Origin of the sequence: Halobacterium rubrum (genome assembly GCF_021729015.1) — an archaeon.
Lineage (GTDB): Archaea > Halobacteriota > Halobacteria > Halobacteriales > Halobacteriaceae > Halobacterium > Halobacterium rubrum.
Map to the genome: position 1 here is coordinate 651,784 of NZ_JAJQQZ010000002.1, position 16,574 is coordinate 668,357.

The 16,574-nt window shown below is 69.8% G+C and carries 18 protein-coding genes; 11 read left to right on the forward strand and 7 right to left on the reverse strand.

Features of this window, described 5'->3' with window-relative positions:
• The first annotated feature begins 4 nt into the window (after positions 1 to 4).
• Positions 5 to 478 (forward strand): YbaK/EbsC family protein, encoded by a 474-nt coding sequence (locus tag LT971_RS10870; protein ID WP_237006946.1) that lies wholly within the window; start codon positions 5 to 7, stop codon positions 476 to 478.
• 50 nt (positions 479 to 528) lie between these two features.
• Positions 529 to 1,494: a LipP1 family hormone-sensitive lipase gene (gene lipP1, locus LT971_RS10875; protein ID WP_237006947.1), complete on the forward strand. Its 966-nt coding sequence runs from the start codon at positions 529 to 531 to the stop codon at positions 1,492 to 1,494.
• Positions 1,495 to 1,497: 3 nt separating this feature from the next.
• Here the strand turns inward: lipP1 and LT971_RS10880 are convergent, their stop codons facing one another.
• Positions 1,498 to 2,070 (reverse strand): LURP-one-related family protein, encoded by a 573-nt coding sequence (locus tag LT971_RS10880; protein WP_237006948.1) that lies wholly within the window; start codon positions 2,068 to 2,070, stop codon positions 1,498 to 1,500.
• Between the two features lie 90 nt (positions 2,071 to 2,160).
• Here LT971_RS10880 and uvrA point away from each other — a divergent pair, with 90 nt between their 5' ends.
• The 4 genes from uvrA to LT971_RS10900 all read left to right on the forward strand — a co-directional run bounded on the left by uvrA (position 2,161) and on the right by LT971_RS10900 (position 7,805).
• Complete coding sequence (gene uvrA / locus LT971_RS10885; protein ID WP_237006949.1) at positions 2,161 to 5,139, forward strand: excinuclease ABC subunit UvrA; 2,979 nt, start codon at positions 2,161 to 2,163, stop codon at positions 5,137 to 5,139.
• Positions 5,140 to 5,210: 71 nt separating this feature from the next.
• A complete protein-coding gene (locus tag LT971_RS10890) occupies positions 5,211 to 5,912 on the forward strand; it encodes an HNH endonuclease (RefSeq protein WP_237006950.1) in 702 nt (233 codons plus the stop codon).
• 112 nt (positions 5,913 to 6,024) lie between these two features.
• Positions 6,025 to 6,687, forward strand: coding sequence for a lactate utilization protein (locus LT971_RS10895; protein ID WP_237006951.1), 663 nt, complete (start codon positions 6,025 to 6,027; stop codon positions 6,685 to 6,687).
• A gap of 38 nt (positions 6,688 to 6,725) precedes the next feature.
• Positions 6,726 to 7,805 (forward strand): geranylgeranyl reductase family protein, encoded by a 1,080-nt coding sequence (locus tag LT971_RS10900; RefSeq protein WP_237006952.1) that lies wholly within the window; start codon positions 6,726 to 6,728, stop codon positions 7,803 to 7,805.
• A gap of 21 nt (positions 7,806 to 7,826) precedes the next feature.
• Here the strand turns inward: LT971_RS10900 and LT971_RS10905 are convergent, their stop codons facing one another.
• On the reverse strand, positions 7,827 to 8,867 hold the full coding sequence (locus tag LT971_RS10905) for a glycine cleavage T C-terminal barrel domain-containing protein (protein ID WP_237006953.1): 1,041 nt from the start codon (positions 8,865 to 8,867) through the stop codon (positions 7,827 to 7,829).
• 73 nt (positions 8,868 to 8,940) lie between these two features.
• Positions 8,941 to 9,237, reverse strand: a complete 297-nt coding sequence (locus LT971_RS10910) for a DUF6432 family protein (protein ID WP_237006954.1) — start codon at positions 9,235 to 9,237, stop codon at positions 8,941 to 8,943.
• 81 nt (positions 9,238 to 9,318) lie between these two features.
• Between LT971_RS10910 and LT971_RS10915 the strand changes: the two genes are divergently transcribed.
• Together LT971_RS10915 and LT971_RS10920 are read left to right on the forward strand one after the other, a co-directional pair.
• Positions 9,319 to 10,341, forward strand: coding sequence for a DUF7093 family protein (locus tag LT971_RS10915; RefSeq protein WP_237006955.1), 1,023 nt, complete (start codon positions 9,319 to 9,321; stop codon positions 10,339 to 10,341).
• Positions 10,342 to 10,385: 44 nt separating this feature from the next.
• Positions 10,386 to 10,781: a DUF5611 family protein gene (locus LT971_RS10920; protein ID WP_237006956.1), complete on the forward strand. Its 396-nt coding sequence runs from the start codon at positions 10,386 to 10,388 to the stop codon at positions 10,779 to 10,781.
• A 289-nt stretch (positions 10,782 to 11,070) separates the two neighbouring features.
• Here LT971_RS10920 and LT971_RS10925 read toward each other — a convergent pair whose 3' ends face one another.
• Both LT971_RS10925 and LT971_RS10930 read right to left on the reverse strand, forming a co-directional pair.
• Positions 11,071 to 11,427, reverse strand: a complete 357-nt coding sequence (locus tag LT971_RS10925; protein WP_237006957.1) for a cell division protein SepF — start codon at positions 11,425 to 11,427, stop codon at positions 11,071 to 11,073.
• A 65-nt stretch (positions 11,428 to 11,492) separates the two neighbouring features.
• Complete coding sequence (locus LT971_RS10930; protein ID WP_237006958.1) at positions 11,493 to 12,350, reverse strand: hypothetical protein; 858 nt, start codon at positions 12,348 to 12,350, stop codon at positions 11,493 to 11,495.
• A 98-nt stretch (positions 12,351 to 12,448) separates the two neighbouring features.
• Between LT971_RS10930 and LT971_RS10935 the strand changes: the two genes are divergently transcribed.
• Positions 12,449 to 13,249: a DUF1028 domain-containing protein gene (locus tag LT971_RS10935; RefSeq protein ID WP_237006959.1), complete on the forward strand. Its 801-nt coding sequence runs from the start codon at positions 12,449 to 12,451 to the stop codon at positions 13,247 to 13,249.
• Between the two features lie 3 nt (positions 13,250 to 13,252).
• On the opposite strand, the gene LT971_RS10940 is transcribed toward LT971_RS10935, so the two are convergent.
• Complete coding sequence (locus tag LT971_RS10940) at positions 13,253 to 13,732, reverse strand: RNA-binding protein (protein WP_237006960.1); 480 nt, start codon at positions 13,730 to 13,732, stop codon at positions 13,253 to 13,255.
• Between the two features lie 82 nt (positions 13,733 to 13,814).
• Between LT971_RS10940 and LT971_RS10945 the strand changes: the two genes are divergently transcribed.
• Together LT971_RS10945 and LT971_RS10950 are read left to right on the forward strand one after the other, a co-directional pair.
• Positions 13,815 to 14,093: a DUF7562 family protein gene (locus LT971_RS10945; protein WP_237006961.1), complete on the forward strand. Its 279-nt coding sequence runs from the start codon at positions 13,815 to 13,817 to the stop codon at positions 14,091 to 14,093.
• 42 nt (positions 14,094 to 14,135) lie between these two features.
• Positions 14,136 to 15,428 (forward strand): RNB domain-containing ribonuclease, encoded by a 1,293-nt coding sequence (locus LT971_RS10950; protein ID WP_237006962.1) that lies wholly within the window; start codon positions 14,136 to 14,138, stop codon positions 15,426 to 15,428.
• Positions 15,429 to 15,467: 39 nt separating this feature from the next.
• Here the strand turns inward: LT971_RS10950 and LT971_RS10955 are convergent, their stop codons facing one another.
• Positions 15,468 to 16,517 carry a zinc-dependent metalloprotease gene (locus LT971_RS10955; RefSeq protein WP_237006963.1) on the reverse strand — a complete coding sequence of 350 codons (1,050 nt, stop codon included), beginning with the start codon at positions 16,515 to 16,517 and terminating at the stop codon, positions 15,468 to 15,470.
• Positions 16,518 to 16,574: the final 57 nt, after the last annotated feature.

The window sequence follows — 16,574 nt, forward strand, 5'->3', positions numbered from 1 at the left end:
GCGCATGCACGAGCGAGCGGCGGAGTTCGCCCGGCGAGCCAGCGAGGAGTACGGCGTGGACGTGGACGTCCACGAGTTCGACGAGGGCACGAAGACCGCGCAGGACGCGGCCGACGCCATCGGCTGCGACGTCGCCCAGATCGCGTCCAGCATCGTCGTGGTGGTGGACGGCGACGACCCCGTGGTCGTGGTGACCAGCGGCGCGAACCGCGTGGACCTCGACGCGGTCGCGGTCTACCGGGACGGCGTCGACGCCCGGATGGCCGAGGCCGACGAGGTCACGGAGGCGACCGGGTGGAGCATCGGCGGCGTGCCGCCGTTCTGCCACACCACCGACGTCCCCGTGTTGATGGACGAGACCCTGCTCGACCACGACGAGGTGTGGGCGGCGGCCGGCACGCCGACGGCCGTCTGGCCCATCGACCCCGAGCGACTGCGCGAGATTTCGGGCGCGGAGCCGGCAGCCGTCGCGGAGTAGGCCGGCGAGCCGGCGGGCGGCTTTTTGCTGCCGGCGGCCCACGAGCCGCTATGGACGGCGACGGCGGAGGCGGCGACAATGCCGAACTGCACCCCGAAGCGGCGGCGGCGCTCCGGCAGCGCGAACACCTCGGACTGGACGGCTCGCTGGAGTCGATCGGCCGACGGCGGCTGCGGCTGCTGATGCGGGCGGTGGCGTGGTGGGAGACTCGCGACCCGCCGGCGGTCGGCGGCGTGACCGACGGGACGATTCCCGGGCCAGCGGGCCGCATCCCGGTGCGGGCGTACCGGCCCGATGCCGACGGCCCGTACCCGACGGTCGTCTTCTACCACGGGGGCGGGTTCGTCTTCGGCGGACTGGACAGCCACGACCTGTTCTGCCGGCACCTGGTCCGTGAGAGCGGGTGTGTCGTGTTCGCCGTGGACTACCGGCTGGCGCCCGAGCACCCGTTTCCGGCGGCCGTCGAGGACGCCGACGCGGCGCTCCGGTGGGCCGCCGACAACACGGAGACGCTGCGCGGTACCGGAGACCTCGCCGTCGTCGGCGACTCGGCGGGTGGCGCGCTCGCGGCCGTCGTCGCGCTGCTGGCGGCCGAATGCGACGGCCCCGACCTCGACTACCAGTACCTGCTGTACCCGGGCGTGGGCGTCGAGGAAGGTCAGGAGTCGGTCCGCGAGCACGCCGGGAACGTGCTCTCGGAGGCGGACCTCGAGTGGTTCCGGGAGTGCTACTACGAGAGCCCCATCGACGAACACAACCCCTGCGCGGACCCGACGAACGCCCGCGACCTCTCCGGGGTGGCGCCTGCGACCGTGCTCACGGCGGGGTTCGACCCGCTGCGGGACGGCGGCCGGCGGTACGCCGACCGGCTCGCCGCCGACGGCGTCGACGTCGAGTACGTCGAGTACGAGGACGTCATCCACGGGTTCGCGACGATGCTCGGGTCGCCCGAACTGGCGCGCGCCCACGACGCCGTCGCCGACGTCGCGTCCACCCTCGAGGCGGCGCTCAGCTGACCATCACTCGTTTTCCAGTGCGTCGATGACGCACGCGGCGGCGACGACGGCTTCTTTCGGGACGGTGCCCGCGTCGTCGATGCTGACCGTGTACGTGTCCTTCAGCGAGAACTGGCCCTCGATGCTGCCGACCTCGCGCCCGTCGGGGTCGTAGATGTCGTACTTGTTCGGGAAGAGGTTCGCGGCACTCACGAGGTGGCGGAGCGCCGACAGCACCTTGCTCCGAGACTCGATGGTGGCCAGCGCCTCGCCGGTCTCCGGGTCGCGGACGGTCCAGTTCTCCACGAACAGCGAGTAGTCCTCGTCGAGCACGACGACCTCTTCGCCGGTCACGTCGTCGACGAGCGCGTAGTTGCCGCCCACATCGAGGATGCCGCCGGCCTTCACGGTGAACGCCGGTTCGTCGTCGCCGGTGACGAACGGGAACTGCTCTTTCATCTTGAACAGCTTCTGCTTCGCGCGCAGGACCACCTCCCCGGTGGAGTCGCGGACGGCGTACTTGTTCCGGACGAGGGCTTGCTTGACCTCGTAGGTGTCGCCGTCGAGGTCGAGGGCAGCGAAGTCGTAGTCGGCCATGGTGGGACCTGTCTCGTCCTGTCTGAAAAGCCTTCTCTGCAGTTTCCGGGACCGATAGACCTTCACTGATTCGTCCCCTGCAACCGTCCAATGAGTGAGGAGTACATCGAGGTCCGCGGGGCGGAGGAGCACAACCTCAAGGACCTCGACGTGGAGCTTCCCCGCGAGTCGCTGAACGTCGTCACGGGGCTGTCGGGCTCCGGGAAGTCGTCGCTGGCCTTCGAGACCATCTACGCCGAGGGCCAGCGCCGCTACATCGAGAGCCTCTCGGCGTACGCGCGGAACTTCCTCGGGCAGATGGACAAACCCCAGGTGGAGTCCGTGGAGGGGCTGAGTCCGGCCATCAGCATCGACCAGAAGAACGCCGCCAACAACCCCCGGTCGACGGTCGGCACCGTCACCGAGCTCCACGACTACCTGCGGCTGCTGTACGCTCGCGTCGGCACGCCGCACTGTCCGGAGTGCGGCCGCGAGGTCGGCGAGCAGTCCGCCCAGCAGATGGTGCGACGCATCCTCGAACTGCCGGAGGGGACGAAGGCGAAGATTGCGGCGCCCGTGGTGCGCGACCAGAAGGGCGCGTTCGAGGAGCTGTTCGAAGACCTCGTCAGCGAGGGGTACTCGCGGGTGGAAGTCGACGGCGAGGCCTACGACCTCGCGTACGACGACCCGGACCTCGACGAGAACTACGACCACACCGTCGACGTCGTGGTCGACCGGGTGACCGTCACGGAGGACGCCCGCTCGCGAATCACCGACAGCGTCGAGACCGCCCTCGAGGAGGCCGACGGCGTGCTGAAGGTCGTCGTCCCTGACGCCGACGACGACCTCGAACTCGGCGGCGCGACGGCGCGCTCGACCGGCGACCTGGCTGAGGCGGACAGCGACGACCGCTTCGTCGTGGAGTTCAGCGAGGACCTCGCGTGCACGCACTGCGGCATCGACATCAGCGAGATCGAGACCCGGAGCTTCTCGTTCAACAGCCCGCACGGCGCCTGTCCCGAGTGCGAGGGCATCGGGAACACGAAGGAGGTCAGCGAGGACCTCGTCGTCGTCGACACCTCGAAGCCCATCAAGGACGTCTTCGAGGCCTGGAGCTACAACCGGTCGTACTACCGCACCCGGCTGGACGCCGTCGCCGCGCACTTCGGCGTGAGCGTCGACACGCCGTTCGACGACCTCGACGAGGACGTCCAGCAGGCGTTCCTCTACGGCACCAGCGGGGAGGTCGTCTTCGAGCGCTCCACGAAGAACGGCACCCGCCGGAAAGAGAAGCGCTTCGAGGGCGTCATCCCGAACCTCGAGCGCCGGTACGTCGAGACGGACTCCGAGAGCACCCGGGACCACATCGAGAAGTACATGTCCGTGACGACGTGCCCGGCCTGCGACGGCACGCGCCTGAAGCCGTCCTCGCGGGCCGTGCTCGTCGACGACACCCCCATCACCGAGGTCAACCGGATGAGTATCGGCGACGCCCTCGAGCACTTCGAGGGCATGGAGGCCGGGATGGACGCCCGCGACACCAAAATCGCCGAGGAGATTCTCAAGGAGATCCGCGCCCGGCTGGGCTTCATGGAGGAGGTGGGGCTGGAGTACCTCACGCTGGACCGCGAGGCGTCGACGCTCTCCGGCGGCGAGTCCCAGCGCATCCGCCTCGCCACCCAGATCGGCTCCGGGCTGGTGGGCGTGCTGTACGTCCTCGACGAGCCCTCCATCGGCCTCCACCAGCGCGACAACGACCGGCTGCTGAACACCCTCGAGGAGCTCCGGGACCTCGGGAACACGCTGGTCGTCGTCGAGCACGACGAGGAGACGATGCGCCGGGCCGACAACGTCGTCGACATGGGGCCGGGGCCGGGCCGCCACGGCGGCGAGGTCGTCGCCAACGGCAGCGTCGAAGACCTGATGGCTGCCGAGGACTCCGTTACCGGCGACTACCTCGCGGGCCGCGAGCAGATTCCCGTCCCCGAACAGCGACGAGACCACGACGAGACGCTCACCATCGAGGGCGCCCGCCAGCACAACCTCCGGGACGTCGACGTCGACCTCCCAATCGGCGCGTTCACGGCCATTACGGGTGTCTCGGGCTCGGGGAAGTCGACGCTGATGCACGACATCCTCTACAAGGGCCTCGCCCGCGAGATGAACGACAACACGAGCGTCGACCCCGGCGAACACGACGCCATCGAGGGCGTCGAACACGTCGAGACGGTGCGGCTCATCGACCAGAGCCCCATCGGCCGCACGCCCCGCAGTAATCCGGCGACGTACACGGGCATCTTCGACTACATCCGGGAGAAGTTCGCGCAGACGAAACTCTCCAAGCAGCGCGGCTACGAGAAGGGCCGGTTCTCGTTCAACGTCAAGGGCGGGCGGTGTGAGGCCTGCGGCGGGCAGGGCACCCAGAAGATCGAGATGAACTTCCTGTCGGACGTCCACGTCCCCTGCGAGGAGTGCGGCGGCGACCGCTACAACGACGAGACGCTGCAGGTCGAGTTCAAGGGCAAGACCATCGCGGACGTCCTCCAGATGAGCGTCGAGGAGGCCTACGACTTCTTCGAGGCGGACAGCCGGCTCGGCCGCCGCCTCCAGCTGCTGGAGGACGTCGGCCTCGACTACATGCGCCTCGGGCAGCCCTCCACCACGCTCAGCGGCGGCGAGGCCCAGCGCGTCAAACTCGCCGAGGAACTCGGGAAGAAGGACTCCGGCGACACCCTCTACCTGCTGGACGAGCCGACGACGGGCCTCCACAGCCACGACGAGCGCAAGCTCATCGAGGTGCTCCAGCGGCTCACCGACCGCGGCAACACCGTCGTCGTCATCGAGCACGAACTCGACCTCGTGAAGAACGCCGACCACATCGTCGACCTCGGGCCCGAGGGCGGCGAGGCCGGCGGCGACGTCGTCGCCACCGGCACCCCCGAGGCGGTCGCGCGCAACGACGACAGCCACACGGGTCGCTACCTCCGGGACAAGCTCCCCGCCGTCGACCTCGAAGGCCCACGCAGCGACCGCGAGAAGCCCGCCAGAGCGGAGGAGACGGCGGCGCCGACGGCCGACGACGACGACTGACGCCGCAGCCTACCGGCTGCCCCGCCACGCGTCGCCGAAGGTTTTAGATCGGGCGATTCGAAGCCGGCGACATGTCTCGCTGGCGTCGCGTCGTCCGCAGGGAGCTCGCCCGGTACCGCGAGGACACCGGGTGGCGGGTCGTCGAGTTACAGGAGCTGTACGACCAGCTGGGGCCGGTGCTCCGCGAGGAGTTCCCCGAGAACAACAACCGGGAGGCGAAGCTCCGCCAGATTCTCCAGCAGCTCGCGGAACGCGACGAACTCGCGTTCGTCGACGGCGACGGCACCTACCGCGTCGGTGAACTGGGCGAGACGGCCGGACCGCGCGGGGGCGGCGGGACCGCTGGGGACGACGACGGTGACTGGCAGTACGAGGCCAGCGAGTACGAGATGACAGTCGGCGCTCGCTCGCTCCCAGCGGCGTTCCGGGACGCAGTGCTGGCGCGCTACGACACCGAGTGCCCGGTCTCCGGCGTCGACCACCCCCGGCTGCTCGACGTCGCACACGTGCTGTCGTGGAGTGACCACGAGTCCCTCCGGACGGCCCCGGGGAACGTCGTCGCGCTGGACAGGACCCACCACGCCGCCTTCGACGCCGGGCTCTACACGCTCGACGCCGACTTCCGGCTCCACGTCTCCCCCGACTTCGAGACCGACAGCGACCTGCTCCGGCGGACGCTCGTCGAGCGGGCCGGCGAGCGCGTCGCCGTCCCGAACGGCGCCCTCGACCCCGCCTACCTCGACGAACGCAACCAGTCACTCGACTGGTGGTGACGCCGACACCCCGGAGTGGCCCGGGGTCAACCCGGTGACGCGGGGGTTACTCGTTCGGGCGCGACTCGCCGGTGAACACACGTTCTTTCCCGGGCAGCGACTGGACGGGAGTATGAGCCAGCAGACGAAGGCGGACTACGCAGACGACGTGGACGTAGACGACAACTGGGACGAGCACCCGAGCGACGAGGAACTCGAGGCGACCGTCGAGAGCCTCGAAGCGAGCGGGTTCGACGTCGAGGTCGTCGCGGACGCGGACGCCGCCCTGGAGTACGTCACCGACGCGATTCCCGCCGGGGCGTCCGTGATGAACGGTCACTCCACGACTCTCGAAGAGATCGGGTTCGCGGAGCACCTCGACGAGGGCGACCACGACTGGGAGAACCTCGCGGCCGACATCTGGAGCATCGACGACGACGAGGAGCGCGACGCTGCGCGCCGCGCGTCCCAGACGGCAGACTACTTCCTCGGGAGCGTGAACGGCATCGCCCGCGAGGAGGGGACGCTCGTCGCTGCGGACCTCTCGGGGAGCCGCGTCGGCGCGTACCCGTTCGCCGCAGGGAACCTCCTGCTCGTCGCCGGCGTGAACAAGGTCGTCGAGGACGTCGAGACGGCCCGCGAGCGCCTCCACGAGTACGCGTGGGCGTTCGAGAACGAGCGCGCACAGGAGGCCTACGGCGTCGAGAGCGCGGCGGCGAAGGAACTCATCTACCGCCAGGAGGGCACCGAGGGGCGCACGACGATCGTGCTCGTCGAGGAGACGTTCGGCTACTAGGCGAAGGCTCTTTCTTCCGCGCGTCGTAGGAGGCGTCGATGTACGACTTTGCGGTCGTCGGCGTGGGACCGGCCGGCGCGCGGTTCGCCCGCCGCGCCGCCGAGCAGGGCTACGACGTGGTCGCCTTCGAGTCCGGGGAGCTCGGGAAGCCACTTGCGTGCTCGGGGCACGTCAGCCTCGACGTCTGGGAGTTCGTCCCCGACGAGCACCGCGAGGCGCTGTTCCAGAACGAGATCCGCGGCGCGCGCTTCCACCTCGGCGGGGCGGACTCGCCGGCACACCCGTTCTACAAGCACGACGCCATCTCGAACGCCGTCGACCGCGTGCAACTGGACAGAGTGCTTGCCGACGCCGCCCGCGACGCCGGCGCCGACGTCCGCGAGCAACACACGGTCACCGAGGTCACCGAGCACCGGGACCGTGTGGACCTCACGGTCAGGGGGCCCGAGGAGACGTTCGACGTGTCGGCGAAGCTGGTCGCCGGCAGCGACGGCCCGCAGTCCCGGGTCCGGGAGGCACTGGGGCTGCCCGAACCCGACGAGTTCCTGCACGGCGCGCTCGCGTTCGACCCCGAGCCCGACCACGAGGACTTCGTCGACGTCCACCTCACCGTCCCCGAGTTCTTCGCGTGGCGCATCCCCCGCGGCGAGGGCGGCGTCGAGTACGGACTGGCGGCCGCGCCGGGCGAAGACGTTCCCGGCCGCTTCGACGACCTCGTCGCTGACTACGGCGTCGACGTCGAACACCGGTGCTCTGGCGTCATCCCCATCGGGCCACCGGACACCGTCACCAGCCACCGGGGGTTCCTGCTCGGCGACGCCGCCGGCCAGACGAAGCCGTTCACGGGGGGCGGCATCCGCTACGGGATGACCGCCGCCGACGCCGCCGCTCGCGAACTCGACCCCGACCGGCCCGGGACGCTGGCGGGCTACGAGCGCGCGTGGCGCGACGAACTCGGCCGCGACATCGCGCTGGGCCACCTCGTCCGCAAGGGCTACTCGATGCCCGAACCCGTCCAGAAGGCGGGGATGAAGCTGTTCTCCGGCGAAATCGCGGTCCACATGGACCAGCCGACGAGTCTGTTCTCGCTGGACCAGGTGCGGGCGCTGCTCCGGTAGCGACCCGACCGAGGAGCCGAATCAGTACTCGGGGATGCGCCGCGAGCGCTGCCCCGTGTCGACGAACGGCAGGTCGACCACGTCGGCAGCCACGCCGTCGCCGACGGTGACGCGCTCCGTGTCCGGTTCGACGCCCGAGACAGCGGCGAACGCCAGCGGCACGTCCCGGGTCGGGCTGACGGCAGCGCGCGTCACGGCGCCGACGTCTTCGCCGTCGACCGTGACGGCTGCACCCTGCTCCGGGAGTTCCTCGGGTTCGAGGCCGACGAGCCGTGCCCCCTCGCCGGCTGCCTGCGCGTCGCCGCCGTCCGCGAGGAGCCCGGAGAGGCCGGCGTCGGCGACCGTCCGCCCGCGGAGTTCGGCCTCGAACAGCGGCGTGCCGGCCTCCAGCGTGAGCGTCTCCCACGTCTCGCGGCCGAACGGCACGGCGTTCAGCCCGCGCACGAGCAGCGTCTGGAAGACCTCGTCGGCGTCCTCGGCGGCGCAGACGACGAGGTAGCCCTCATCGCCCGCGAGGTCGTCGTCGCGGACGACGGTGACACCGCCCTCCATCTCGCCGCGCACGAACCGCAGGCGCTCCTCGGGCGGGCTGGCGTGGTGGAGGACGCTGGCGATCTTCTCGGTGGCGTTCGGGCCGTGGACGCCGAACGTCCCGAAGTCGTCGGTCGCCACGGCGAACTCGGCGTCCCGGTCGCCGGCGGCCTCGCGCCACTCGCTGGCGACGGCGTCGCCCTCGCCGGCCGGCAGGAACACGAGGAGGCGGTCGCCGGTCGCGAACACGTAGCAGTCGGCGCGCACGGCACCGTCGCCGTCGAGGACGACGGCGTAGCTCGCCTCGCCGTCCTCGGTCGGCACGCTGCCGGTGGCGGCGTCGTCGACGAACCCGTGGCGGTCGCCGCCGGTCGCCACGACCACGTCGAAGGCGTGCTCGGTCACGCCGACGCCGTTCCGGACGGCGCCGTGCGTGCGCTCCGGTCGGCCGTACTCGGCGGGGAACGACCGATCCGCCACCTCGCGGAACGTCGCGCCGTGGGCCTCGTGGGCTTCCCTGACGACAGTCATGTCCGGACTGTCGCCGCCCGCGAGGCGTAAACCCACCGCATCGGCGGTCGCGGCGGGCGGGGTCGCCGCCGGGTCACAGGCCGATACGGCGCCGGATGGCGTCGAGCAGCGAGTCCTCGGGCACGTCGTCCTCGGGGCTGGGGACGACGCGTTCGTCGACGGTGAACTTCGTCCGGCCGTCTTCCTCCTCGGCGTGGACGAGGTCCGCCGTCGTCAGCGACTCGAGCGCGTCCTCGATGGCGTCGATGTCGGCGTCCACGCTCGCCCGCAGCTCGAAGACGGTCATGCCGCCGTTCGAGCGTTCGACGAGCGCGTCGAGGACCGCCACCTCGGTCCCGGGGCGGTCTCGAAACTCGCGCTTCGCTGGCATACGTGAACCGACGCGCGCCGGCGTCTTAGCCGTGTCCCTGAACGGTAGTCTTTTGCCCGTGGGCCGGATACGACCCTGCCAATGGCTATCAGGTGTTCCCTGCTCGGGCACGACTACGGCGAGTCGTTCGTCGAGCGGGACCGCGAAGAACGCGGGAACGAGGTGGTCGTGACCGAGCGCGAACTGCGGGAGTGTGACCGGTGTGGCGCCGAGCACGTCACCAGTGAGAACACCGAAGTCCGCCCGATCGAGCCCGAGCCCGAGCCCGAGCCCGAGCCGGACGTCGAGGCGAGCGTCGACGCCGACGCGGCCGACGCGCCGGCGGCCGACCAGGGAACGCCGTCGACGGACGACGGCAGTGACGCCAGCGGTGCGTTCACGTCCGCGACCGAGGTCATCGAGCAGGCCGAGACCGGTTCGACTGACGCCGCCGGTGCGAGTGACTCGGACGGCGCCGGAGCAGGCGCCGAACCGGACGCGGGCGGCGACGACGCGGTCATCATCGACGACGACGCGGACGACGAGACGCCCGGCAGCGACCAGTGGGACGAGCCGGCCGACCCCGAGGTCGACCCGGACGACCCGGGGACGCCGACGCCGGACCCCGACGAGGAGGACGTCGAGTTCGTCGAGTCCGGGCCGGACGCCGCCGACCCGACTGGGGGCGACCCGGTGGAGCCGGCTGCCGGCGACGCGTCGACCGAACCAGACGCCGGTAGCGGGGCGTTCGACGCCGAGCCGGACGACCGCGGTCGCGGCGAGTGGCCGGAGCCCGAGGGCGAAGACGAGGGCTTCGACGCCACGCCCGGCGGCGACGACCCCGCCGGCGACGCCGACGTCGCCGCGGCTGACGCCGCAAGCGGTGGTGCTGGCGCCGACGACGACACGGGCACCTTCGAGTTCGGGGAGTCCTCGGAGCCAGACCCCGCCGAAGAGACCGGGTTCACGAGTGCGGGTCCCGTCGACCAGGCCGGCTCCGACGACCTCGACTTCACCCTGTTCTGTCCCGAGTGCGGGTTCGAGCGGTACGCCGCCGGGTCGAGTCTGCGCGCCGGTGACATCTGTCCGGAGTGCAAGCGCGGCTACCTCGGCGAGGACCGCTGACGCCACACGAAGGGACTAAAACCCTCGCTGCCGTTCTCGCGGTCATGAAGGAGTACAAGATGCGGAGAGGGGAGTACCTCGAAGAGCGAGTGCCAGAGATGGCAGACACCGTCGAGGAATACTTCGGTGAGATCACGGGCACCGAGGAGTTCAAGGGGAGCGACCTGTTCGTCGTCGAAGACCCCAAGAACCCCGTCTTCGAGCGCATCGTCGCCGGCACCGTCTCGTACTCCGGGAAGAAGGACAAGCTCGGCGTCGAGTTCGAGGAGCGACCCGCCGAGGAGGTCATCGCCGAGGGGAACGCCGACGCGGCCGCCGACGCCGTCGACGCGAAAAACGACTTCCTGCTGGAGGCGACGGGCCGCGACGCGAAATCCCGCCGCGACTCCATGAAGCGCGCCGTCGAGGACGACGCCGACAAGCCCGACAACGTCTCGTAAGCACGCCACCGAGACCCAGTCTGTTCTGCAGCCGCTTTGCTGTCGCTGTTCGTCGCCTGCGATAGCCGACGCTGGATTGTCGGTGCTACCGGCGTCGTCGTCGTCGTCGTTGACCGCTTGCTCCTGCTCGGCCCGGCTTGCACCCAGAGTCAAGTGTGCTGGGACCGCAGGCCCGAGCGTGCCGCCTCGAGAACCCGACGGCAGGGAAGACGAAGACGATGTCCAGAAGAACGAGCGGCTCGACCGGCTGGTGAACTTCCTCGCGACCTACCTGCCCTGAGGTGGCCGGTCAGGGACGGTTGAGTTTCGACCGGCTGACGGCGATGCCGTTCGGCGTCACGATGAGCTGGTCGTCGCCCTTCTGGACGATGTCGCCGCCGACCTCGGTGGCGACCTGCCGGAGCTCGTCGATGACGTGTTCGACCGTGCTGTCCTCGGTGCGGAGCCGGGTGATGTCCGCGACGACGAGGTCGCCGTCGTAGACGGCGTCCTTGATGGCGATGACGTCTTCCTGTCCGTCGATTTCGGCGATGTGGACGTTGACGTTCGCCTCGCCGGCGTCCGTGTCGAAGTCCTCGACGTCCAGTTCCACGTAGTCCTCGGTGGAACTCCCGCTCCCGCCGAGGATCTTGTCCATGAAGCCCATACCCAAGACACCGGCCCGCCGCGTGCATAGTTCTTGCGTCAGACGCGGCGAGGCGGCCGGCTGCCCTACTCGGCCGACTCGTTCGCCACCGTCTCGTTCAGCGCCGTCTCGTACCAGTCCGGCTCCTCGACGGGGTTGACGACGTCGGTATCGAAGGTGATGGTGCGCTCGACGGTGGCGTCTCCTGACCGATACAGCAGGTCGATGGCCGTCGCACGGCCCTCGGCTGTCACGGTCATCGTGAACTCCACGTCACCGGTCCGGTCGAACAGCGTCGGTAGCTCGGAGGCAGTGCCAGAGAGTCCGACGGCGGCTGCTTTGTCGTCGACTGCCTCGACGCTGTCGGCGTTCGCCACCAGTGAGTAGACGAGGCTGTGGCCGTAGAACCGCTGGAAGTTGTTGTTCTCGAACACCTGATTCGGCGGGACCGGTTGTTCGTCGCCACGTATCGTGACCGAAATCACGCCGTAGGACGTGTTCCCGGCGGTGTCGTTCTCGCGCTGCCAGAGCACTCGCTCGCCGTCGGCGTACAGGTCGTAGCTGCCGTTCGTGACGCTGAAGGCGACCGGGACCCCCTCACCGCTCACTGTCGACCGCCACAGTGAGTCAGTCGTAAACTGCTGGGTCGTGTTCCGCGTCCTCGTCGTCGACTCGTTCGTCAGCCGGGTCCCGGCGCGTCGGACGAACGCGTCTCCTTCGAGTGCGTCGCGGTGCGCGTCGGCGAGCGCTCGCGGGTCCTCGACGCCGTCGGCTGTCACGCCGGGCGCGAGCTGTTCGGCCGTCTCGGTTGTCGTCGCCTCTGTCGTCTCGGCTGTCGTCTGCGTCGGTGCAGTCGTCGGCTGGTCGTCCGAGCCGCCGATTCCCGCGCAGCCGGCGGTCACCAGCAGGAGGGCGCAGGCCAGAGCGGCGACCCGTCGTGTCATACATCCGGATTCTCTCGCGGGAGCAAAAACCCACGGTCGCGTTCTCGCGGGCTGCCGGTTCGGCCACGCCTATGCCGCTCCGACCGCTCGCATCGAGCGTGACCTTCAGCATCTGCGTCCGCGAGTCCTACGAGGACGACGACGGCGACCAGCAGTACCGGTTTGGGGTAGCGGTGACGACCCGGCTGCCGGGCGTCGGCGTCCCCTGCCCGCACGTCAACGAACACGGCGCAGTGGCCACCCAGAGCCTGACGAACCCCCGGCTGGGGTCGAAGGGCGTCGAGTACCTCGCCGACGGGCTCGACGTCGAGGACGCCCTGCAGGCGCTTTTGAACGCCGACGACGGCAGCGAGGACCGACAGCTCCACGGCGTCGGCCGCGAGGGGTCGTTCGCCTTCTCCGGCGACGGCTGCAACGGCTGGTACGGCGAACGCGAGGGCGAGAACTACACCGTCGCCGGCAACCTCCTCACCGGCGAGGCCGTCGTCGACCGCACCGCCGAGAAGTACGAGGACCTGCGGGTCGACGGCGCCGGAACCGACGAGGACGCCGACCCGCTGGCGAAGCGCCTCGTCGACGCGCTCGGCGCCGGACAGGCCGCCGGCGGCGACAAGCGAGAGGAGCTCACCGTCCAGAGCGCGGCCGTCAAGGTCACCGATACCGGCGCCGAGGAGGCGCCGTACTGGAACGACCTCCGGGTCGACGCCAGCGAGGACCCGGTCGTCGACCTCCGGGAGACCTACCGGCTGGCGAAGGCGGGCTACGAGGACGCCCTCGACCTGTACGGCGACCCCGACGACGAGGACGCGGAAGCCGAGGCGGACAGCGAGGACGGTGACAGCGACGACGGAGAGCGCGAGCCTGAGCAGGGAGCGACCGACGGGACCGGGGACGCCTGACGCTCAGACCGAGAACTCGAACAGCTCGTCGCCGACGTGGTGCAGGGACTCCACGACCTTCCCGGAGTCGCCGGCCATGTCGTCGCCGTCGACGAGCGCGCGCCCGACGGCCAGCGCCTTCCCGTGTGCTTCTTCCTGAATCACGACGAGGTCGCCCTCGGAGATGCCCTCGGAGGCCTCGGTGATGCCCGGCCGCATCACGTCCGCGCCGTCGCTCACGAAGGAGACGGCGCCCGCGTCGACGGTGACGACGCCGGTCGAGGGGTCGGTGCGGTTCGCCCCGGCGACCGTGACGAACGGCTCGCCGCCCGGATACCACACCAGCGGGTCGCCGTCCACGAGCACGACCTCGAAGTCCTCGTCGGCGAACTCCACGAGCTCGTAGGAGTCGCCGTCCAGCTCGACGCCCAGCCCCTCACGGAGGGCGTCGGCGATCTCGTCGATTTCGTCGCTTCGCAGGTGGTGACGCGAGGAGACGTCCATACGTGTCTTCGGGACGGCTCCGGGCATAAAACGACCGCTGTCGGCCCAACCGCTAAGTGGCGGCGCGCAGAACTATCGAGTGATGTGGGGTGAGAACGACGGCCCCGTCTCCTGTATCGCCTGCGGCGAGGAGGTCCCCCGCAGCGACGCCCGCGAGTACGACAAACACGGCGACCGCTGGACGCGGGACGGCAAGGACTTCGAGTACCTCTGCAAGCCCTGCTTCCGGGACCTCACCAAGCACGCCCGGGACGGCCTCGAGGACGCCCTCGACGACGCCGGCGCGGGCCGCGTCGACGACGAGGAGTTCATCGGGCGGTTTCTCGATGCCACACGGGAAGAACCGGCCGAACGCGAGTAGGACGCCGACACCACTAACTACGCCACCCGGCTACTGGGTGGTATGACTGAAGCCGACGACGCCGAGCCGGCCCAGGGCTCCATCGAGGACCAGGGTCCCGTCGAGATTCCGCCGGAGCTCGCCCGCCAGCTCGAGAACAAACGCGACGACCTCTTCGAGAAGTTCGACCTCCACGACGAGTTCCCGCCGGAGGTCGTCGAGGAGGCCGAGGCGCGGACGGAGGACGTCCAGAAAGAGATCGCCGAGGAGGTCGACGACCGGGCGGACATGCGGCCGCTGCCGACGTGGACCGTCGACCCCGTCGACGCCCAGGACTTCGACGACGCCATCTCGGTGCTGGAACGCGACGACGAGTACGTCCTCTGGGTCCACATCGCCGACGTCACGCACTACGTCCACCCCGACTCGAAGATGTGGGAGGAGGCGATCCAGCGCGCGAACACCGTCTACCTCCCCGGGTACACGATGCACATGCTGCCGCCCGTGCTCGCGGAGACGGTGTGCTCGCTGGTGCCCGGCGAGGACCGGCTCGCACACACCGTCGAGATGCACCTCGACAAGGACGACCTCTCCTACCAGAACATCGAGATCTACAAGTCCGTCATCCACAGCGACGAACGCCTCACGTACAAGGAGGCCGAACAGCGGCTGGACGACGAGACGGCCGAACTCCACGACGAACTCTCGATGGTGTTCGAGCTCGCCGACCAGATGCACGAACAGCGCAAGGAGGAGGGCAGCCTCGTCCTCAACCCCCGCCGGGACCGCGCCCACACCATCATCGAGGAGTCGATGCTGAAGGCCAACAAGGCTGTCACGCACGAACTCATGTGGAGCCGGGGCGTCGAAGCCGTCTACCGCGTCCACCCGCAGCCGTCGCCCGAGGAGTGGGACGACGCCCTCCAGGAGATCCAGGAGCTCAACGGCGTCTCCATCCCCGGCGACGCCTGGGACGACCCCCGGAAGGCCGTCAACGCCACCCTCGAACAGGCGCCCGAGCGCCAGCTCGGGAAGATCCAGTGGGCTGTGATGAAGGTGATGCCGCGCGCCCGGTACATGAACGACCCCTTCGGCGGCCACCACGCGCTCAACTTCGAGATCTACGGCCACTTCACCAGCCCCATCCGGCGGATGAGCGACCTCGTCAACCACTGGATCGTCTACCAGAACGACGTCCCCGAGAACCTCGTCGCGCTCTGCGACCGCGCCAGCGACAAACAGCAGGCCGGCGAGACCGCCGAACGCGAGTACCGGAACTTCCTCGAGGAGGTCGGCCTCGACCCGGACGCCGTCAACAACCGCGGCGTCGAAATCGTCGAAGACGCCGAGGTCTGAACGGCCCGCTGTACATTCTTCTCGGGTGACTGCCGCCCGCTACCACTCCGTCGCAGGCGGGTGATCCCAGCCGTAGAACGGCGCCGGCACGCGGTCGGTCCACAGCGTCTGCCCGAGCCAGTAGCCCACGTGCCAGCCCGGCCGCTCGTGGGCGGCCTCCCCGAGGACCACGTGGGCGTCCGTGTAGTACTCCGGCGCCCCGTCGTCGTCGACGTCGGGGCCCTGCCAGTCGACGCAGGACGACGACGGCTCGCCGGTGTCGACACCCTCACAGGCCGCGTCCTTCCGGAACGACACCACCACGTCGGCGGCTGCGGCGTCCTCGGTGACCGTCACTGACGGCGGCCGCTGTATCGTGCCGTCGGCGCCGTCCGCCAGGAACGACACGGCGGCAGCCAGCCGGTCCCGCTGGCCGTCACGGAGCGCGGCGTCGCTGCTGGGTGCCACCGACAGCGTCTCCGACGCCCACGGGTACGTCCGGTTGCGCGCGTCCACGACGTCCGCCGGCGCTCGCGCCGACAGATTCGTCGACATCACCGCCGCCGGCTCGTCGCCGTGCCGGTACCCGAGCGTGTGCCCGAACTCGTGTTTCAGCACGGCCTCGGTCGTGTTCGGCGCGTGTCCACCCCGGATCTGCACCGTCACCGTCCCGTCAACGCGGGACTCCTCGGTCAGCACCGGCGCACACCCCAGCGCCACGTCGTCCTCGTGCACGCCACACCCCTCGACGGTGCGCACCACCGCCACCCGGAGGTCCGGCTCCTCGTGCTCGCTCACCACCCGGTAGTCGGGCTCGTAGGCCGCGTCGGCGTCGCTCTCGGTCTCGCTCTCCCAGTACTGCACCGTCCGCATCACCTCCGACACCACGTTCCGGTCGCCACCCCCTCGGTGGTCGACGGTCACCACGATCTCCTCGGTCCGCCACGGGTTGTCGTACACCTCCGACGGCGGCTCACCGACCGTCCGGTCGTCGTACGGCAAGTCCACGGAGGGGTTCTCCACGGGCTCCGGCGCCGCCGGCTGCGTCGTCAGACAGCCCGCTGTCACCACCAGCGCGAGCACTGCGAGCACCGCCGCAGCGCGTGCCATTGTGACACAGCTAGACAGTATTCCGTATCAACGTGTCGGCTGACCGCTCGAGCACCC

Bases quoted from the DNA above. Each gene is read 5' to 3' on its own strand.
- LT971_RS10890 (WP_237006950.1), top strand. From the start codon at position 5,211: ATGTCTCGCTGGCGTCGCGTCGTCCGCAGGGAGCTCGCCCGGTACCGC.
- lipP1 (WP_237006947.1), top strand. From the start codon at position 529: ATGGACGGCGACGGCGGAGGCGGCGACAATGCCGAACTGCACCCCGAA.
- LT971_RS10910 (WP_237006954.1), bottom strand. From the start codon at position 9,237: ATGCCAGCGAAGCGCGAGTTTCGAGACCGCCCCGGGACCGAGGTGGCG.
- LT971_RS10915 (WP_237006955.1), top strand. From the start codon at position 9,319: ATGGCTATCAGGTGTTCCCTGCTCGGGCACGACTACGGCGAGTCGTTC.
- LT971_RS10955 (WP_237006963.1), bottom strand. From the start codon at position 16,517: ATGGCACGCGCTGCGGCGGTGCTCGCAGTGCTCGCGCTGGTGGTGACA.
- LT971_RS10925 (WP_237006957.1), bottom strand. From the start codon at position 11,427: ATGGGCTTCATGGACAAGATCCTCGGCGGGAGCGGGAGTTCCACCGAG.
- LT971_RS10905 (WP_237006953.1), bottom strand. From the start codon at position 8,867: ATGACTGTCGTCAGGGAAGCCCACGAGGCCCACGGCGCGACGTTCCGC.
- uvrA (WP_237006949.1), top strand. From the start codon at position 2,161: ATGAGTGAGGAGTACATCGAGGTCCGCGGGGCGGAGGAGCACAACCTC.
- LT971_RS10920 (WP_237006956.1), top strand. From the start codon at position 10,386: ATGAAGGAGTACAAGATGCGGAGAGGGGAGTACCTCGAAGAGCGAGTG.
- LT971_RS10870 (WP_237006946.1), top strand. From the start codon at position 5: ATGCACGAGCGAGCGGCGGAGTTCGCCCGGCGAGCCAGCGAGGAGTAC.
- LT971_RS10940 (WP_237006960.1), bottom strand. From the start codon at position 13,732: ATGGACGTCTCCTCGCGTCACCACCTGCGAAGCGACGAAATCGACGAG.
- LT971_RS10945 (WP_237006961.1), top strand. From the start codon at position 13,815: ATGTGGGGTGAGAACGACGGCCCCGTCTCCTGTATCGCCTGCGGCGAG.
- LT971_RS10895 (WP_237006951.1), top strand. From the start codon at position 6,025: ATGAGCCAGCAGACGAAGGCGGACTACGCAGACGACGTGGACGTAGAC.
- LT971_RS10880 (WP_237006948.1), bottom strand. From the start codon at position 2,070: ATGGCCGACTACGACTTCGCTGCCCTCGACCTCGACGGCGACACCTAC.
- LT971_RS10950 (WP_237006962.1), top strand. From the start codon at position 14,136: ATGACTGAAGCCGACGACGCCGAGCCGGCCCAGGGCTCCATCGAGGAC.
- LT971_RS10930 (WP_237006958.1), bottom strand. From the start codon at position 12,350: ATGACACGACGGGTCGCCGCTCTGGCCTGCGCCCTCCTGCTGGTGACC.
- LT971_RS10900 (WP_237006952.1), top strand. From the start codon at position 6,726: ATGTACGACTTTGCGGTCGTCGGCGTGGGACCGGCCGGCGCGCGGTTC.